The organism is Streptomyces sp. NPDC032126, assembly GCF_055580085.1.
Genome location: NZ_JBVIMA010000008.1, coordinates 129,624 through 146,426 on the forward strand (window position 1 = coordinate 129,624; position 16,803 = coordinate 146,426).

A 16,803-nucleotide genomic window follows, 5' to 3' on the forward strand; every position below is an offset into this window, starting at 1 on the left:
TCCGTGCAGGAGACCAGCAGGAGCCTCGCCGTGTTCCGTCTTTTCGCCCCTTCCCACCCCGCCTATCTTCGCGTCGTACGCACAAGTGCTTGGTACGACCTCGTGGTCACAGCCGGTTTCGCCGCGCCGTGGACCTACGCCCTGGTGCACGACGCACTGTCGAACATCGGTGACGCACTCGGGCTGGGCACCCTGCCTGCCCTCGACCCGATAGAGACCCTTTACGCGAATCTGATGGGTTCAGTGGTGGTCGTCTGGGCGCTGCTCCGGATCATCAACCCGCTACCAGTGCACGGACTGTTCGACGGCATCGCGCGCACGCTTTTCGCCGCGTGGCAGGCGTATGCGCTGGCACACGGTGCCCCACGCTGGCTGTGGCTGTTCTTCGTTGTCGAGGTGGCGTTCGGCGTTCTCCAGCTTGTGCCGTGGTGGCAGGCTCGACGCACCGACCTTATGAACCCCTCTGCCGGACAACCGCTCGACGACGCGGGCCGGTGATACCCAGACGAGTCCCTTGGGCCGAAATGCCATTCGCCAGCGGCCTCGTCTCCCCGCTAGTACTCCAGCTGCAGAGACGAGTGCGTCCACCGTTGATCACCGTGAGGGACGTGGTCTGACGACGAGATGGTGGCCGCCGGCCACAGCGCAGATCCCGAATGTCGCTGACAAGGGGTCCGGGCCTGCCCTCGGACCGGACCCCTCAGCGCGTGCTACTCCTCGCTAGGCCGCTTGGCCCGCCGGGTGAAAGTTGATGCGTTCACTGATGACGGGGAAGCCAGCCTTGGCGAAGTTCGCGGCCATGGGGAAGTTGCCCTGGTCCGTCGCTCCGCTGACGAACTCCGCGCCCTGCTCGACGAGGAGGTGGGTGCACTCCGCGAGGAGGTCGTAGGCATAGCCGCGACCGCGCTGTTCCGGGACGACTCCGATGAAGCCGATGGTAGGGCCGGAGGGGTTGTGGGCCGGGATGTGGATACCGGCCAGGTCGCCCTCCGGCGTGTACGCCATCTGCCACCAACCCCGCGGGGAGGGGCACCAGTGGAAGAAGTCGAGTTCCTCCCGGGCGGCCTGGTCGAGGCCGCCCTCCTCGATGGCCCTGAGCGCGTGGGCGTCCAGGGTGACGGAGTGGATGCGGCGCAACGCGTCGAAGAACACGGTGTCGTCGGGTTCGGCGCTGAAGCGCAGGCGTCCGGGCCGCTCGGGCAGACCTCGCTCCGGGGTCCAGCGGTACAGGAGGCGTTCCACCAGGAGTTCGTATCCTGCCGCTCGTGCGGCGGCGAAGCGCGCCTCTGCGGCGTCGCGCAGGTCGGTCTTTTCCCGCCAGCCGCCGGGCAGGTTGATCTCGAGTTCGACCTGCCAAGGAGCGGAGCGCAGGAGTTCGGCCCCGGCCTCCTCCTCGCCTTCGGCCACGTCGAACCAGTTGATGTTGACGGGCTCTGAGTCGTCGGGGCCGCCCCACCACGCGCCGCGTGCGACGACCTCGCCGTCGCGCAGGGCGACGCGCTTCCAGTCGGGGCGGAACTGGGTACGCCGATGGCCTTCACGGGCGCCCAGAGGGTCGGGGAGTGCGTCGAAGAGATGAGCGTCGCTCGCGGAGAGCGCGCGGATGACCGGATCGGTCATGGATTCCTCCGGGATACAGGCTGCTTGGAGCGCTCCCGGTCAGAACTCACGAACCACGCCGGGACAGAGGGAGCGCTGGAATGGTGTGAACCGCACGGCACTCGCCTCCTTCCGTCCGTCTCAGGGCGTGGAACCACACACTAAGTGATCTACCGCGGGCCCGTCCACGGATTTCCTACGCCCTGACCCGCGATTGATGTGGTGAAGCGTTCCCCGTGGCGGTTGGGTTCGGGCGCCATGCCATGCACCGAATTCCCCTGACCATGCACGGCTGACACCGCCGAGGGGCAAATGCGTGATCGTCGGCAGCCCCCATCCTCACTCCGCCATCAGCTACCCGAAGCGTTCCGGCCGGAAGGACCGCAGGCGTACCGATCAGCGTTGATAGAGCTGCCACATGGCAAGTTCGTCGTCGTGCGCGCGCAGGCGTTCGACCGCCTCCACGGGAGTGCGCTGTTGGGTGAGCTCGTAGAAGAAGAACAGCGGGGCGAACACGCTCGCATAGCCGAACGGGGCGCCCCGAGGGGCGATATAGATGCCGGCGCCGGCGTCCAGGAAGGCGTCGGCGAGCGCGGGCTCCCCTGTGTCGCAGCCGGTGACGAGGGTGACGCTGCCCGGCAGATGGACGTGTTCGCGTACTCGGTCTGGCCCGATATCCCCGTTGAACGGCTGGAATACGGTCAGCTCCTCGGCGACATCCTCCATCAGGATGCGTCCCTCATCGCCGTGGCAGGACACGATCACATAGGGCGCGATCGGTCTGCTGCCGTCCAACGCCGCCACCAGGTGGCGAGGCTGACCGACCCGCAGATAATTCACACGGACGCCGAAGACTTCCAGTGCGTCCCTCAACGGACGCGCGAACGCGCTTTCGATGTCGATGAGGTCGATCTCGGTCCAGGCCAGGCGGCCGGCCTGGACCTCGCGCACGCGTGACGGACGCTGGGTCGCCAGCCACACCCCTTCCTCTCCACGCATCACTCGGTCAAGATGCCACAGCCACACCCGCCGGCACCGCCGACCATGAAAGTGCGGTCAGAGCCACATCCGCATATCGCCAACGCCCGACGGGGATCTCTGACATCGGTTCCGGCCGCGCTCTCGGGATGGCTACGCCCTCTTTGCGAAGACCAGGCCGGGTGTGAGGCGGCGCAGGCGCACTGCGTCGTCCTGCTCGAAGGCCGGGCCGTGCGCTGCTGTTCAGCCCTGGGCACTGCGAACGATCCTGTCTACGATCTGCGCGGCCCGCTCCGGGTGCTGCTGGAACCAGCCGCCGAGGTGTTCCCGGACGGCCTGTGCGACACAGGTGTGCACTTCGGCGTTGCCGAGCAGCCCGCGGGTGGCGCCGAGGAACTCCGGATGGTCCAGCTTCACCGACACGATCGCCGTCAGACCCTCGCCGATCCGGTCGGTCAGGACACCGGGGTCCACTGCTGTTTGCAGTGCCTGCTCCGCTGCGTAGGCGGTGACCGCGGCCGCCACCCCGTCACGGAAGCCGTCCACGTGGGTGCCGCCCTGGTCAGTGGCCCGGCTGTTGACGAAACCGCGCACCCGCTCCTCGCGGGAGCCGTTCCACGCAAGGGCCACCTCCATCGCGCCCGCCATCCGTGGATCCTCCCGCTCGAAGCCGATGATGTCCGGTTCGAGGGCCGCCCCCGCCTCCGCGTCCAGGGCGGCCACGAAGTCCCGTACGCCGTCCGGAAACCGGAACCGCACCACCCGCGCGCCGCCCGCCGGGCGTTCATCTGTCAGTGAGATCCCCAGCCCCCGGTTGAGGAAGGCCACCTGCCGCAAACGCTCCGCCAGGACCGCGAACGAGCACCGCGTCGTCTCGAAGATCTCGGTATCGGGCCAGAAGGCGATGGTCGTCCCACTGCCGACCGCGGATCCCACTGTGACGGGCGGGGCGAGCGCGACACCGCGCGCATACTCCTGGGCCCGGTGGACCCCCTCGCGCCGCACCTCGGCGGTCAGCCGGCTCGACAGAGCGCCGGCGACGAAGAGCCCCGCATCGAAATGACCCACGGCCACGCCGCGCCGGCCACCGGACCCGGACGCCGTCCACAGGCTCGTCAGCAGCGCTTCCAGCCCCGGGCCGCCCGTACCCCCGCTGGCCGGGGCCTCGAAGGCGACCCCCGGCCCGTCGTCGGCGACCCGCACGCCGCCGTCGCACGTGAGCGTGACATCCACGGAACCAGCACCTGCGGCCAGGACCTCGTTCACCGCGCGGCCCACAACCTGGAACACCATCTGATGCAGGCCCCGTTGCGTCGTCGAGCCGACCCACATCCCGGGCCGCCTGCGGATGGCTTCCCGCTCCTCAAGCACCTCGATCCGGGCAACGTCGTACCCCATAGCATCGCCGCTCAACAGGACCCTCCCCCGACATCCGGCAGATCTCGCCAGCCTAGACGCAATCGAGGAAAACACCAGGTCAGAGGCGCTTGATCGAGGCCCTGGACGGGTGCGTGAGGGCCTACCGCAAGACGCCCGGCCAGGTGATCCGCCATCGCGGCCGAAGCATGTGAGGCGGCCCACCGAGGCCCCCTACGGCCCCACCCCAGGCGGTCCCGAGGCCACCAATTCCGGGGTACGGCAGGTCATTAAGGGGAAGCCGGCCGCATCCCTCACCGACACGACGGCGTGCTCCGCCCCGGGACTCCGAATGGCGCACCCGGGATGCCATGCCCTCGCGCATGGGCGGAAATGGACGAGGACCCCTGCCGACGGCACAACGGCATCGCGACCTTGGAGGGCGGATGGGAAGAGTGCTCCGGAGCGTGGCGTCGGCGGTGCTGATTGTCCTCGCCTGCATCCTGGTCCCGGTCAGCGTCCTCACGGTGTGGGTGCACGACATCGTCCTCGACACCGACCGCTACGTCGCCACGATGAAGCCACTCGCCTCCGACCCCGCGATCGAGGAGGCCGCGCACAACCGCATCGTCAAGGCCGTGGACGTGCGTGTAGACGGCAAGGAGGTCACGGCCGAGATCGCGGCCTGGCTGCAGTCGCAGGGCCTGCCGCCGCGCGCGGCCAAGGCGGTCCGGGGCCTCGCTCCGCAGCTGGACGACGCGGTGAACGCGGCCGCGGACAAAGTGGCGACCCGTTTCGTCCAGAGCGACCGGTTCGAGAACGTGTGGGTCACCGCGAACCGGGCCGCCCACACGGCGGTGGTGCACGCACTGACCGGCAAGGGCCGCGGAGCGGTCGACGTTTCGGAGGGCACGGTCACCCTCGACGTCGGCAGCGCCGTGGACGAGGTCAAAAAGGAGCTCGTGGACGCGGGGCTGGAACCGGCGGAGAGGATCCCCGACGTCGACAAGACGATGGTCCTCTTCCAGTCCGACAAACTGAAGAAGGTGCAGAACGCCGCGCACGCCCTGGACGTGCTCGGGAACTGGCTGCCCATCCTCACGGTGGTGATCGCCGCGGCAGGGGTGTTCCTGGCTCATCGCCGCCGCCGCGCCCTGGCGAAGACCGCCCTGGGCGCCGCCTTCGCGTGCCTGATCGTGGTCATCGGCCTCGTCATCGCCCGCCGCTACTACCTCGACCACCTCCCGCCGCAGGTGCAGTCCGAAGCGGCCGCGGCCGCCATCTTCGACCACCTCCTGCACTTCCTGCGTGTCGCCCTGCGCACCGCGATCGTGCTCGGCGTCGTCATCGCCCTCGGCGCCTACTTCATCGGCCCCGGCCGACTCGCCCGCGCCACCCGCTCCACCGCCGAGCGCGGCGCCGACTCCGCGGCCGGCTGGTGGGGCGGCCACGGGATCGACACCGGCGCCGTGGGCACCTGGACCGAGGCCCACCGCAAGTGGCTGACGACCGGCGCCCTGCTGCTGGTCGCCCTGCTGTTCGCCCTGTGGAACCACCCCACGGTCCTCACCGTCCTGCTCCTGGTCCTGATCCTCCTCGCGGTGATCGCGGTGATCGCCCTCCTGGCAGCCGACGGCCGCCAGAGAGAAAACCGGCGGGGCCTGACGCCCCCTCGGACACCCTGAAAGCGTGACGAGATCGACCCCAAGCGCGACCTGTACTCCGTGTACCGCTCCCTCTGCGGCTACGCGCACCCGAGTACGGTCAGCGCCTTCGTGTTCAGGAATCCGCGGTCGAGGTGACGTCGGCCATGTGCCTCATCTGGGCCGGAAGGGCGTTCGACGAGATCTTGTGGTGCGGTTGTGGTGCACTCGCCGCCCGCCGATCTAGACAACAAAGAACCCCCGGGTCTCTGACCTGAGGGTTTTCGCTGGAACGGGTGACGAGAATCGAACTCGCGCTCTCAGCTGGGGAAGCTTAGGTCTTCTACGGGGGATTCCTGGGCTGACCTGTGACAGAGCGGCTGCGACGGCTGGCTGGCGACCTGGTCACCGCCATTTCCCTGGCGACGCTGCGACTGCCGTCGGCTGGGTCTTGCCAGTGCCGGGGCAGCGCTGGTGGCTGGCCAGGGAGCGCTGCCAGTGCGCGGGAGGGCTTGAACGAAAGTCCGTTCCAGCAGCTCAGAGGGTACGGCGAGATGGCTCCGGAAACGCTTTACCCCAGTTCCGGGAATGCCGGCCATCTGCTCGGCGCTTCGACCGGCACGAGAGGGTAGTACGTCGCCGACGGCCACCAAGGCGCGAGCAGTGTCGGTCGCCGCCCGCCTATTTTCAGCCATGCCTCCACAACCTCCCTGCACGGAAAGGTACTTCCGTACAGGGCATGCACCTGACATCTTGCATCCACCACTGGTTTCGTACGACCCGGCCGGTGCCATAAGCGCGGCCGGGCCGTCTTCGGAGGACGCATTGATACCCCACATATCCAGCCGACCGAGACGCACGCTGGTGCTGGCGGCCACGCTCGGCGCCGTTCTCGCGTTCGGCGCCCCGGGCGCCCTCGCGGGCACGCTCCCGGTCGTCCCCTCCACCGCGCCGGCCGCCAAGGCTCACACGCCGGCCGCCGCACTGGCTTCCCAGAGTGCGGCCTGGGTGGCCGGCACGCGCGCCTACCTCGTGATCACCGCCCCCGGTGACACTTCGGCGGTCCGCTCCGCGATCGCGGCCAACGGCGGCACCGTCTTCTCGAACTTCGACGCCATCGGCGTGATCGTCGCCCACTCCGCGTCCAGCACCTTCGCCGCCACCATGCGCGGCGTCGCCGGCGTGCAGCAGGTCGGCGCCACGCGTACCTCGGACGTCCCGGCCGACGCCTACAACCCGGCACTCCCGGCCAATCCGGCCCAGGCATCGACCCCGGCCGGTGAACCGGTCCGGGCCGACATGAGCCAGATCAAGGCCGACCAGGCCTGGGCCGTGAACCCGGGCTCCGCCTCCGTCACGGTCGGCATCCTGGACACCGGCGTGGACGACCAGCACCAGGACCTGGCGCCCAACTTCGACGCGGCCGACTCGGTCTCCTGCGCCTACGGCAAGCCCGACACCCGTGTCGGCGCGTGGCGGGACGTCGACACGCACGGCACCCACGTGGCGGGCACCATCGCCGCGGCCAAGAACGGCAAGGGCGTTGTCGGCGTGGCACCCGGGGTGAAGATCGCCGCGGTCCGGGTCGCCGAACCGGGCAACTCCTTCTTCTTCGCCGAGAACACCATCTGCGGCTTCGTCTGGGCCGGTGACCACGGCTTCAAGGTCACCAACAACAGCTATTACACGGACCCGTGGCAGTACAACTGCCCGGACAACATCGACCAGGCCGCCATCATCGAGGGCGTCAAGCGCGCCCAGGAGTACGCCGAGAGCAAGGGCTCCCTCCAGATCGCCGCCGCGGGCAACGAGAACTACGACCTCGCCCACAAGACGACCGACTCCGCGAGCCCGAACGACTCCACGCCGGTCACCCGCACCATCACCAATGCCTGCCTCGACATCCCGACCGAGCTGCCGGGCGTGGTCACGGTCGCGGCCAACGGCACCGGCGTTACCAAGGCCTCGTTCTCCAACTACGGTCAGGGCGTCATCGACGTCGCGGCGCCGGGCAGCAACGTGTACTCCACCGTCCCCGGCGGCGGCTACGGCAGCAAGAGCGGCACCTCGATGGCCACCCCGCACGTGGTCGGCGTAGCGGCACTCATCGCCAGCGCCAACCCGGGCATCACCCCGGCGCAGATCCGCGCCAAGCTGGCCGAGCAAGCGAACGACATCGCCTGCCCCTCGGACAGCCGCTGCACGGGTACGACGGCCAACAACTCGTTCTTCGGCGAAGGACAGGTCGACGCCCTCAAGGCCGTCGGGGCCACCCCGCCGGCCGGCAAGTACTTCGAGAACCTCGCGGACTTCGCCATCAACGACAACGCGACCGTGGAGAGCCCGATCACCGTAACCGGTGTGACCGGCAACGCCCCGGCCACCCTCAAGGTGGGTGTGGACATCAAGCACACCTACATCGGTGACCTGAAGGTCGACCTGGTGGCGCCGGACGGCACCGTCTACACGCTGCACAACCGCGCCGGCGGCAGCGCCGACAACATCGCCCAGACCTACACCGTGAACGCCTCCTCGGAGGTCGCGAACGGCACCTGGAAGCTACGCGTCAACGACAACGCCGCCTCCGACACAGGCAAGATCGACGCCTGGAACCTGACCTTCTAGCATCTGTCCGGGCGATCAAGTGACCGCCCCGTGCCTGGGTTGTTGTTGCGGGCATGGGGCGGGCTGATCTGCCGGATGCCGAGTGGGAGCGGCTGTGGTCGGCCGAGGACGTGGGAGCGGACGCACTCGTGGACTGACGCCGCCCCTGTCCGACCTGATCACCACCCTGACCGGGCGTCCCGACGCTGGTGGTTCGTCCCTCCCCTATGCGCTCTTGCTCCGCGCCCGCGCCGACGCCGGCCTGGCGGGCGGAGCGGCATCACGCAGGGGTGCCGAGCGGCGGGTGCTCGAGCACTCGGGGCTTGTACTCCACCAGCTGGATGCGACCGTCGAAGGTACGGTGCTCGATCATCTCCAGGGCGACGTCCGGATAGCCGTCGTAGATGCGCTCTTCGCCCGTGGCCCCGGTGATCACCGGGAACATCACGACCCGGAAGCGGTCGACGAGCCCGGCGCGCAGCAGGGACCGGCACAGGCTGAGGCTGCCGATCGTGCTGAGCAGCCCAGAGCCGGTCGACTTCATCGCGCGGACCGTCTCCACGGCGTCGTCCCGAACGAGCGTGGAGTTGGCCCACGTCAGTGGCTCCTCAAGCGAGGAGGAGAACACCACCTTGGACGCCTGCGTGAGCGCGTCGACCGACGCCTCTTCCTCGGGCCTGAACTCGTCTTGCCCGGAGGGCACCTCACCCGCGGCGAAGCCCGACATCAGGCGGTAGGTGTTCGCTCCCATCAGGTAAGTGGCCTCGGGCTGCTTGCCGAGCCACGCGAGATACTCCGGGCCCTCCAGACCCCAGAACCCGGGCCAACGCTCACCCGATGCGTAGCCATCGAGGGAAGTGATGAAGTCGACGAGAAGTTCCGACATGACGGCGTCCTTTCCTAACGTGTCACGAGCTTGGACCGGCCGGGAGCCACAAACTCATCGGACCCGCTGCCGAATAACGAGAAAAGTCCGGCCCCCACTGCGCGGCAGTCCCTGAGCGTGCCCCGACATCGCCGGCGCGGCCGTCGTTCGGTCGGTCCTGGCTGCCGTCGGTCAGGCGGAAATCTCCTCGCGGGACTCGTCGATGGCGATCTTGCGAGGCTTGGCGCGCACGGACGGGGTGGCCGTACTCGGCGTCCCCCAGGGTTGCCGGTGTCAGCTGGCCAGATCGGCTTTGCCGAACAGGACGGCGTAGCCGGAGGGGAGCTGGCTGATGATCTGGTTCAGCTCACCGCCGGAGACGGCGCCGGCCAGGGTGGTCAGGACCGCGCTGGCGTCCCACTGTGCGGTGCGCGGTCGGGCGCCGATGCGCACGGCGACCCGGCGGTAGAACTCCTCGATTCCAAAGCTCTCGGCCCGCGCCTGCCTGGCCTGGGCCAATGTCCGTCCGAGCGGTGCGGGCAGCTGGGAGGCAAGGTCGTCGACCTCGCCGGGGCTGATGCGCTGGGCGAGCACGCTCAGCACCGCGTCGGTGACCCTCGCGGCTTCGTCCTGGCTGGCGTATTCACCGAGCTCGCGTACCCGAGCGAGGAACTCGTGGTGCTGCATCGTTCGTCACCTCCGCTTCCAGTGATCTGAGGGCATCGAAGGCGATGCCCACTTCCCCGGTACCCGGGTAGGGGTGAACCTCTCAGCTCCGCACGACTGGCAACGGGGGCTGGTCCGGGCGGGCGGACGACCCCCGTCCACCGCACTCCGGCGCCGGTGCGCTGCTCGCGGGCGGAGCCGGTCCGGTGACCTCCACGGTCGCCGGGCGCAGCAGGTTCTCGCCCAGCCGGTAGCCGGGACGCAGGACCGCCGAGCACACCAGGCCGTCCGCCGCGGCGCAGACGTGATGGGTGAGGGCGTTGTGGCAGGCGGGATCGAACGGATCGCCCACCTCGCCGAACGAGGTGACACCCAGCGAGCCGAGCTGCTCCTCGAGGCTGCCCGCGATGTCCTTCAGACCGGGCGTGAGCGGTTCATGGGCGCACGCCCGGTCCACGGCGTCCAGTACCGGCAGCAGCGCCTTGAGCACGTTGGCCGCGGCAATCTCGCGCACGGCCAGACGGTCCCGCCGGACCCGCTTGCGGTAGTTGTCGTACTCGGCCTTGACCCGCTGCAGATCGGCGGTCCGCTCCTGAACGAGGTGCCTCAGCTGCTCCAGCTCGGTGCTCTGCGGACCGCTCCCGGTCATCGTCAGCCAGCCTCCGGCTTGTCGTCATCAACGATCTCGGCATCCACCACGTCATCCTCGGCCGGACCACCGCTCGTACCACCGCCCGCGGAGGCACCGGCCGACTGCTCGGCCTGGGACTGCTGATACAAGGCGGTGCCGATCTTCTGCGCGGCCTGGGTGGTGCGGTCGATGGCCTGCCGGATCGCGGCGTCGTCCTCGCCCTTCAGCTTCTCCTTCAGCTCGGTCAGCGCCGACTCGGTCTCGCTCTTCGCATCCGCCGGGATCTTGTCGGGGTTGTCCCTGAGGAGCTTCTCGGTGGAGTAGACGAGCTGTTCACCCTGGTTACGGGTCTCGGCGGCCTCACGCCGCTTGCGGTCTTCCTCGGCGTGCTGCTCCGCTTCCCGGACCATGCGGTCGATGTCGTCCCTGGGAAGCGCCGAGCCGCCGGTGACGGTCATCTTCTGCTCCTTGCCAGTGCCCAGGTCCTTGGCGGAGACGTGCATGATGCCGTTGGCGTCGATGTCGAAGGTGACCTCGATCTGCGGCACCCCCCGCGGTGCCGGGGGCAGGCCGGACAGTTCGAACATGCCCAGCTTCTTGTTGTAGGCGGCGATCTCCCGTTCGCCCTGGTAGACCTGCACGGTCACCGACGGCTGGTTGTCCTCGGCGGTCGTGAAGATCTCCGAACGCTTCGTCGGGATGGTGGTGTTGCGCTCGATGAGCTTGGTCATGATGCCGCCCTTGGTCTCGATGCCCAGAGACAGCGGGGTGACATCGAGCAGCAGGACGTCCTTGACCTCGCCCTTGAGGACACCGGCCTGCAGGCTCGCGCCGACGGCGACGACCTCGTCCGGGTTGACGCCCTTGTGCGGGTCCTTGCCGGTCAGTTCCTTCACCAGCTCGGTGACGGCCGGCATGCGGGTCGAGCCGCCCACCATGACCACGTGGTCGATGTCGGACACCTTGATCCCGGCGTCCTTGATCGCATTGTGGAACGGCGCCCTGCATCGCTCCAGCAGATCGGCGGTCAGCTGCTGGAACTGGGCGCGGGTCAGCTTCTCGTCCAGGTGCAGCGGGCCCTCGGCCGAGGCGGTGATGTAGGGCAGGTTGATACTCGTCTCGGTGGACGATGACAGCTCGACCTTCGCCTTCTCCGCCGCTTCCCGCAGGCGCTGCACGGCCATCTTGTCCTTGGACAGATCCACGCCGTAGTGGTTCTTGAACTGCGTGACGAGGTGGTCGACGACCCGCTGGTCCCAGTCGTCACCGCCGAGGTGCGTGTCGCCGTTGGTGGCCTTGACCTCGATGACACCCTCGCCCATCTCCAGCAGGGACACATCGAAGGTGCCGCCGCCGAGGTCGAAGACGAGGACCGTCTGGTCGTTCTCCTTGTCCAGGCCGTAGGCCAGCGCGGCCGCGGTCGGCTCGTTGATGATCCGCAGGACGTTCAGGCCCGCGATCTCGCCAGCCTCCTTGGTCGCCTGCCGCTGGGTGTCGTCGAAGTACGCCGGTACGGTGATCACGGCATCGGTGACGTCCTCACCCAGATAGGACTCCGCGTCCCTCTTGAGCTTCTGCAGCACGCGAGCGGAGATCTCCTGCGCGGTGTACCGCTTGCCGTCGACGTCCCCGTGGTCGGGGAAACGCCAGCCGTGGTCGCCCATGTGCCGCTTCACCGAGCGTGCGGTGCGCTCCACGTTCGTCACGGCCTGCCGCTTGGCCACTTCGCCGACCAGCACCTCACCGTTCTTGGAGAAAGCCACCACCGACGGGGTCGTCCGCGCGCCTTCGGTGTTGGTGATGACGGTGGGCTCGCCGCCCTCCAGGACCGAGACCACCGAGTTCGTCGTACCCAGGTCGATACCAACCGCACGTGCCATCTTTGCCGCTCCCTTCTCGTCCTCACCTCGTTCTTCGTCTCACCGGCCGGGGATCCACCGGACCGGCCCCGCGCGCAGCGGCGGCTCGGGACGCACGTCGCCGAGCACCACGGCGTACCGACGTACGGGTCGCACGGGCTCGGTGGGTGCAGCACCTCGATCGGACGCAGGCAGCGTGCGCTCGAGGCGCTGGTCGTAGGCCGCCCGCAGGATGGGGTCGTGCAGCGTCTCGTACGCCGCGCGCACTTCACCGAACCGTGCCGTGGTGTCCGCGTCCACGCGGGTGTCGGGGCGCAGTTCCCGCACCCGGGCGCGGAAGGCCGAGGTGATCTTCTCGGCCGTGGCTGACGGCTGCACTCCCAGCACCGCGTACAGGTCCGGTTCGGGCTCCGGCGCCTGCATGCCCGACCACCTCCTTGCCCATGCTGAGCTGCTGTTTCTACTGGCTTGCCTACCTATATGGGATAAAACTTGAGTCTTTCCTTGTCAAGTCTGAGGGAGACAGGGCGGTCGGCTCGCGCAGGAGCACCGCACGGTGACGTCAGGGACTCCGCACGCCGATCTCCTGGGCACTGCGGCGGACCCTGAAGGGCGAGCACCATCGGCACTCGCGTGTGAGCTGAGGCATTGCCGGTCCACGCGGTCGGCCTCCACGATGACCGGACCGGACGAGGTCAAGGAAGGCAGCTCCTCATGGGTGATCATGTGCACGTGCGGCTCAGCCAGGGGCTGAGCGTGTCGGCCGATGGAAAACTGATCGAGCACTCCCGCTGCCGGTGCGGCGCCGACTTCACCAAGGTGTTCGACTCGGACGGCGGGAAGCCGGAGGGGCCTGCCCCGTCCTGACGCGGTCCAAGCGCCGCACGCGAGACGCCGGCAAGGAGTTCTCCCGGCCTGACGCCCTACGGCCGACCGGCCTTTTGTTGCACGCTGTCTACACGGGTGCGCGAGTAGGCGGGTAGGCGGGCGGGAGAACCCTCCCCAGACGAGGGGCCCGGCGTTCGGCCACTTCGTCCCCGTATCGGAGCGGCCCGAGCAGGTGTTCGCTGTGATCTCCCGTGGTGGTAGGCCGGTACGGACACGGGCCCTGTCATCTGTGGGCGCCCCGCGGTCGCCGATGGAGAAGGGGCAATGACGGCGTCAGGGCCCCGGACTGACGCCCGAGGCCCTCACAAGAGGGGAGTTGCGGTGGCGTCAGCCGGCCAGTTCCCTGCGGTCGCTGCCGCCGCTGATGGCGATCTTGCGTGGCTTGGCCTGCTCGGCGACCGGAATCCGCAGCCTCAGCACACCGGCCTCGTAGGAGGCTTCGATCTTGTCGACGTCGAGGGTCTCACCGAGGAACAGCTGCCTGCTGAACGTCCCCGCGGGCCGTTCGGTGACCACCGTCTCGGTGTTCTCGCCGTACGCCCGCTTGCGTTCGGCCTTCACGGTCAGGACGTTGCGCTCGACACCGAGGTCGATCGACTCCGCATCGACGCCCGGCAGGTCCAGCTCCACGAGGAACGTGTCCCCCTCACGCCAGGCATCCAGCGGCATCCCCGCCGGGTGTGCGGCCGTGCCCCAGACCCGCTCGGCGAGCCGGTCAAGCTCGCGGAAGGGATCCGTACGCATCAGCATTCTGTCATCCCTCCTTCACGTCGTTCCTGCGTCCAATCCGCTCTCTTCTGATGTACCACTACTCCGGAAAGTTGACAACTACAGGCTCAACTTTTTGGTCGATGAGTTCCCTGCCGACCTCATGTCGGCTGGATGAGCCGGCTTTCGTAGGCAGTTGTCAGAGGACGAAGCTGTCCCGCTGGCCAGGCCAGTACGCGAGGACGTGCGCAAGCGTGTGGCCTGGAACGCCTTGAGTCCGTGGCCGCCGCCCCACGTCTGGATCGGCACATCGATCGAGCGCGCTGGACCTGGCCTGGGTTCGCGATATTCGAGACCAGTGTGTCGATCTTCGGGTGGCTCTGTTCTTCCAGCAGGTCGGTGGGCTGACCGCGAAGTCCGGCGGCCGCCTGCTCGATGGCCGGACCTGGGATGAGTATCCCGACACAGCGGACATGGTGGCTTTGTGACCCGGTCATGAGTCAAAGAGCTGAGGGGTGATCTTGAAGCTCTGACCAGCCCGGCGCCAGAGCGCAGGGCCGAGGCCGGGTGCCGCGCGTACCTGACTGCGCGCTGCGGGGGCAGTGAAACAGGCGGCCGCCGGGAAGGGTCTCTCACAGCAGCGCCAGCCCCTCAACCCCTTTGACCAGCACCGGAACACCACAGCGCCGGACTGGCACCACCGCCTCTCGCCGCCACCGACACAGGGAACCAGGGCTTGCCTGCCTGCGAAGGAAAAATCTTGCCAGCAGATATGGACGGCGCGTTCATTAGCTGCTTATATGTACGTGTCGTTCATTTGAAGTTCCTTGAAGGGAGAACAGCCATGAGTACCCCCATCACCAACCGCGTCGCGCTGGTCACCGGTGGCTCGGGCGGCATCGGCCGTGTCGCGGCCGAGCGACTCGCCCAGGACGGTTTCGCGGTCGCCGTGCAGTACGCCGGCAACAAGGCCAGCGCCGAGGAAACCGTGGCCGCGATCACCGCGGCCGGCGGCCGGGCCCTCGCAGTGGGAGGCGATGTCGCCGACGAGACCGCGATGAGCGCAGCGTTCGACGCGGTCGAGGCGGCCTTCGGCGGCATCGACGTGGTCGTGAACACCGCCGGCATCATGATCTTGGCGCCGATCGCGACGTTCGACCTCGCCGACCTGGACCGGATGCACCGCACGAACATCCGCGGCACTTTCGTCGTCTCCCAGCAGGCGGCGCGCCGCGTCCGCCCGGGTGGCGCGATCGTCAACTTCTCGACCTCGGTGGTCCGCACCCAGCTGCCGGCCTACGGCGCCTACGTCGCCAGCAAGGCCGCAGTCGAGGGCCTGACCCTCACCCTGGCCCGTGAGCTGCGCGGCCGGGACATCACCGTCAACGCCGTCGCGCCCGGCCCCACCGCCACACCGCTGTTCCTGAACGGCAAGGACGACGCCACCATCGCAAACTTCGCCAAGGCGACCCCGCTCGAGCGGCTGGGCCGGCCCGAGGACATCGCCGAGGTCGTCTCCTTCCTCGCCGGCCCCGCACGCTGGGTCAACGGACAGGTCCTCTACGCCAACGGCGGCCTCGCCTGACACCTGCCGCACACGGCAATCCCACCCCGGCCCTCACTGCCGAAAGGAACCCCACTCATGTCCACCACCGGCAACGTCGTCGTCATCACCGGCGCCTCCAGCGGTTTCGGTGCGCTCACCGCCCGCGCGCTGGCCGACGCCGGCCACACGGTCTACGCCGGCATGCGCCAGACCACCGGCCGCAACGCGCCCCAGGTCCAGGCCGCCGCCGACTACGCCAAAGAGCACAATGTCGACCTGCGCTCCATCGAGCTCGACGTGAACTCTCAGGGCTCGGTCGACACCGCCATCGCACGGATCGAGGCAGCGCACGGCCACATCGACGTGGTGATCCACAACGCCGGGCACATGGTGACCGGGCCTGCCGAGGCGTTCACCGCCGACCAACTTGCCGAGCTCTACAACGTGAACGTGCTGTCCACCCAGCGCGTCAACCGCGCCGCGCTGCCGGGCATGCGCAGGCGCGGACAGGGACTGGTGGTCTGGGTGTCCAGCACCAGCGTCAAGGGCGGCACTCCGCCCTACCTCGCCCCCTACTTCGCCGCCAAGGCCGGCATGGACTCCCTCGCGGTGTCCTACGCCGGCGAACTCGCCCGCTGGGGCGTGGAGACCTCGATCGTCGTTCCCGGCTCGTTCACCAGCGGCACCAACCACTTCGCCCACTCCGGCCGCCCCGACGACATCACCGTCGAGGCCGAGTACGAGACCAGGTACGCCGGCCTGATGGATCAGGTGGCGGCCAAGCTGGCCGCCCTCGCCCCCGAGGGCGCGTCCGCGTCGCTGGTCTCCGACGAGATCGCCCGCATCATCGCCCTGCCCGCCGGACAGCGCCCCTTCCGCGTGCACATCGACCCCGCCGACGACGGATCCGAGGAGGTCTCCGAGACTGCCGACCGCATCCGCCGTGAATTCCTCACCCGCATCGACCTCGCCGACCTGCTCACCGTCCAGCGCTGACACCCCGAGCCCGGACGGGCGAGGGACGTCAGCCCTCCCCCGCCCCGGCTCCCCTCACCACCGAGGCGATCACCATGACCACCATCGAAACCCCGGCCGCCGTCCAGACGTTCATCGAGGCGACCAACCGCGGCGACGCCGAGGCGTTCGCCGCCGCGTTCACCCATGACACCGACCTCAACGACTGGGGCCGCGAGTATCGCGGCCGCGACGGCGTGCGTGCCTGGGACCGCACCGACAACATCGGCGTCCAGGCGCACTTCGAGCTGGTTACGATCGAGCCCGGCTCGTCCTCCGACAGCTATGTCGCGACCCTGACGGTGACCGGCAACGGCCACAACGGCACCGGCCCCATGACCTTCCGTCTGCGCGACGGGCTGATCGCGAGTCTGCGGATCACACCGTGACACCGGCCGCGACGCCGCCCGCCGACTCGACCACGGGCAGCGCTCCCCTGGAAACTG

The 16,803-nt window shown here is 68.7% G+C and carries 16 protein-coding genes and 1 pseudogene; 8 read left to right on the top strand and 9 right to left on the bottom strand.

What is annotated here, in order from left to right; genetic code table 11:
- Positions 1-30: 30 nt before the first annotated feature.
- A complete protein-coding gene (locus ACZ5NW_RS28060; protein WP_468746977.1) occupies positions 31-498 on the top strand; it encodes a hypothetical protein in 468 nt (155 codons plus the stop codon).
- Between the two features lie 222 nt (positions 499-720).
- On the opposite strand, the gene ACZ5NW_RS28065 is transcribed toward ACZ5NW_RS28060, so the two are convergent.
- The 3 genes from ACZ5NW_RS28065 to ACZ5NW_RS28075 all read right to left on the bottom strand — a co-directional run bounded on the left by ACZ5NW_RS28065 (position 721) and on the right by ACZ5NW_RS28075 (position 3,990).
- A complete protein-coding gene (locus ACZ5NW_RS28065) occupies positions 721-1,620 on the bottom strand; it encodes a GNAT family N-acetyltransferase (RefSeq protein WP_468746714.1) in 900 nt (299 codons plus the stop codon).
- A 375-nt stretch (positions 1,621-1,995) separates the two neighbouring features.
- A complete protein-coding gene (locus ACZ5NW_RS28070) occupies positions 1,996-2,580 on the bottom strand; it encodes a hypothetical protein (RefSeq protein WP_468746715.1) in 585 nt (194 codons plus the stop codon).
- A gap of 240 nt (positions 2,581-2,820) precedes the next feature.
- Positions 2,821-3,990, bottom strand: a complete 1,170-nt coding sequence (locus ACZ5NW_RS28075) for a DNA gyrase subunit B (RefSeq protein WP_468746716.1) — start codon at positions 3,988-3,990, stop codon at positions 2,821-2,823.
- 389 nt (positions 3,991-4,379) lie between these two features.
- Here ACZ5NW_RS28075 and ACZ5NW_RS28080 point away from each other — a divergent pair, with 389 nt between their 5' ends.
- Positions 4,380-5,618, top strand: coding sequence for a hypothetical protein (locus ACZ5NW_RS28080; RefSeq protein WP_468746717.1), 1,239 nt, complete (start codon positions 4,380-4,382; stop codon positions 5,616-5,618).
- Positions 5,619-6,440: 822 nt separating this feature from the next.
- A complete protein-coding gene (locus ACZ5NW_RS28085) occupies positions 6,441-8,201 on the top strand; it encodes a S8 family peptidase (RefSeq protein WP_468746718.1) in 1,761 nt (586 codons plus the stop codon).
- Between the two features lie 259 nt (positions 8,202-8,460).
- Here ACZ5NW_RS28085 and ACZ5NW_RS28090 read toward each other — a convergent pair whose 3' ends face one another.
- From ACZ5NW_RS28090 to ACZ5NW_RS28110, 5 genes are all read right to left on the bottom strand, one after another.
- A complete protein-coding gene (locus ACZ5NW_RS28090; RefSeq protein WP_468746719.1) occupies positions 8,461-9,066 on the bottom strand; it encodes a dihydrofolate reductase family protein in 606 nt (201 codons plus the stop codon).
- A gap of 273 nt (positions 9,067-9,339) precedes the next feature.
- The gene (locus ACZ5NW_RS28095) at positions 9,340-9,732 is read right to left on the bottom strand and encodes a DUF2267 domain-containing protein (protein WP_468746720.1); all 393 of its coding nucleotides are present in this window, start codon (positions 9,730-9,732) and stop codon (positions 9,340-9,342) included.
- 82 nt (positions 9,733-9,814) lie between these two features.
- Positions 9,815-10,360: a nucleotide exchange factor GrpE gene (gene grpE / locus ACZ5NW_RS28100; protein WP_468746721.1), complete on the bottom strand. Its 546-nt coding sequence runs from the start codon at positions 10,358-10,360 to the stop codon at positions 9,815-9,817.
- Positions 10,361-10,362: 2 nt separating this feature from the next.
- Complete coding sequence (gene dnaK, locus ACZ5NW_RS28105) at positions 10,363-12,222, bottom strand: molecular chaperone DnaK (RefSeq protein WP_468746722.1); 1,860 nt, start codon at positions 12,220-12,222, stop codon at positions 10,363-10,365.
- 39 nt (positions 12,223-12,261) lie between these two features.
- The gene (locus ACZ5NW_RS28110; RefSeq protein WP_468746723.1) at positions 12,262-12,624 is read right to left on the bottom strand and encodes a J domain-containing protein; all 363 of its coding nucleotides are present in this window, start codon (positions 12,622-12,624) and stop codon (positions 12,262-12,264) included.
- Between the two features lie 291 nt (positions 12,625-12,915).
- Here ACZ5NW_RS28110 and ACZ5NW_RS28115 point away from each other — a divergent pair, with 291 nt between their 5' ends.
- Positions 12,916-13,068: a hypothetical protein gene (locus tag ACZ5NW_RS28115; RefSeq protein WP_468746724.1), complete on the top strand. Its 153-nt coding sequence runs from the start codon at positions 12,916-12,918 to the stop codon at positions 13,066-13,068.
- Positions 13,069-13,416: 348 nt separating this feature from the next.
- Here ACZ5NW_RS28115 and ACZ5NW_RS28120 read toward each other — a convergent pair whose 3' ends face one another.
- The gene (locus ACZ5NW_RS28120) at positions 13,417-13,839 is read right to left on the bottom strand and encodes an Hsp20/alpha crystallin family protein (RefSeq protein WP_468746725.1); all 423 of its coding nucleotides are present in this window, start codon (positions 13,837-13,839) and stop codon (positions 13,417-13,419) included.
- Positions 13,840-14,108: 269 nt separating this feature from the next.
- Between ACZ5NW_RS28120 and ACZ5NW_RS28125 the strand changes: the two are divergent.
- The 4 genes and pseudogenes from ACZ5NW_RS28125 to ACZ5NW_RS28140 all read left to right on the top strand — a co-directional run.
- A pseudogene (locus tag ACZ5NW_RS28125) lies at positions 14,109-14,285 on the top strand (DUF5131 family protein); the annotation flags it as partial.
- A gap of 356 nt (positions 14,286-14,641) precedes the next feature.
- Positions 14,642-15,382 carry an SDR family oxidoreductase gene (locus ACZ5NW_RS28130; protein WP_099933780.1) on the top strand — a complete coding sequence of 247 codons (741 nt, stop codon included), beginning with the start codon at positions 14,642-14,644 and terminating at the stop codon, positions 15,380-15,382.
- 57 nt (positions 15,383-15,439) lie between these two features.
- A complete protein-coding gene (locus ACZ5NW_RS28135; protein ID WP_468746726.1) occupies positions 15,440-16,339 on the top strand; it encodes an SDR family oxidoreductase in 900 nt (299 codons plus the stop codon).
- Positions 16,340-16,413: 74 nt separating this feature from the next.
- Entirely contained in the window at positions 16,414-16,746 is a 333-nt protein-coding gene (locus ACZ5NW_RS28140; RefSeq protein WP_468746727.1) for a nuclear transport factor 2 family protein, read from the top strand.
- Positions 16,747-16,803: the final 57 nt, after the last annotated feature.

Bases quoted from the DNA above. Each gene is read 5' to 3' on its own strand.
- ACZ5NW_RS28065 (WP_468746714.1), bottom strand. From the start codon at position 1,620: ATGACCGATCCGGTCATCCGCGCGCTCTCCGCGAGCGACGCTCATCTC.
- ACZ5NW_RS28080 (WP_468746717.1), top strand. From the start codon at position 4,380: ATGGGAAGAGTGCTCCGGAGCGTGGCGTCGGCGGTGCTGATTGTCCTC.
- ACZ5NW_RS28090 (WP_468746719.1), bottom strand. From the start codon at position 9,066: ATGTCGGAACTTCTCGTCGACTTCATCACTTCCCTCGATGGCTACGCA.
- ACZ5NW_RS28095 (WP_468746720.1), bottom strand. From the start codon at position 9,732: ATGCAGCACCACGAGTTCCTCGCTCGGGTACGCGAGCTCGGTGAATAC.
- grpE (WP_468746721.1), bottom strand. From the start codon at position 10,360: ATGACCGGGAGCGGTCCGCAGAGCACCGAGCTGGAGCAGCTGAGGCAC.
- dnaK (WP_468746722.1), bottom strand. From the start codon at position 12,222: ATGGCACGTGCGGTTGGTATCGACCTGGGTACGACGAACTCGGTGGTC.
- ACZ5NW_RS28110 (WP_468746723.1), bottom strand. From the start codon at position 12,624: ATGCAGGCGCCGGAGCCCGAACCGGACCTGTACGCGGTGCTGGGAGTG.
- ACZ5NW_RS28115 (WP_468746724.1), top strand. From the start codon at position 12,916: ATGGGTGATCATGTGCACGTGCGGCTCAGCCAGGGGCTGAGCGTGTCG.
- ACZ5NW_RS28120 (WP_468746725.1), bottom strand. From the start codon at position 13,839: ATGCTGATGCGTACGGATCCCTTCCGCGAGCTTGACCGGCTCGCCGAG.
- ACZ5NW_RS28130 (WP_099933780.1), top strand. From the start codon at position 14,642: ATGAGTACCCCCATCACCAACCGCGTCGCGCTGGTCACCGGTGGCTCG.
- ACZ5NW_RS28135 (WP_468746726.1), top strand. From the start codon at position 15,440: ATGTCCACCACCGGCAACGTCGTCGTCATCACCGGCGCCTCCAGCGGT.
- ACZ5NW_RS28140 (WP_468746727.1), top strand. From the start codon at position 16,414: ATGACCACCATCGAAACCCCGGCCGCCGTCCAGACGTTCATCGAGGCG.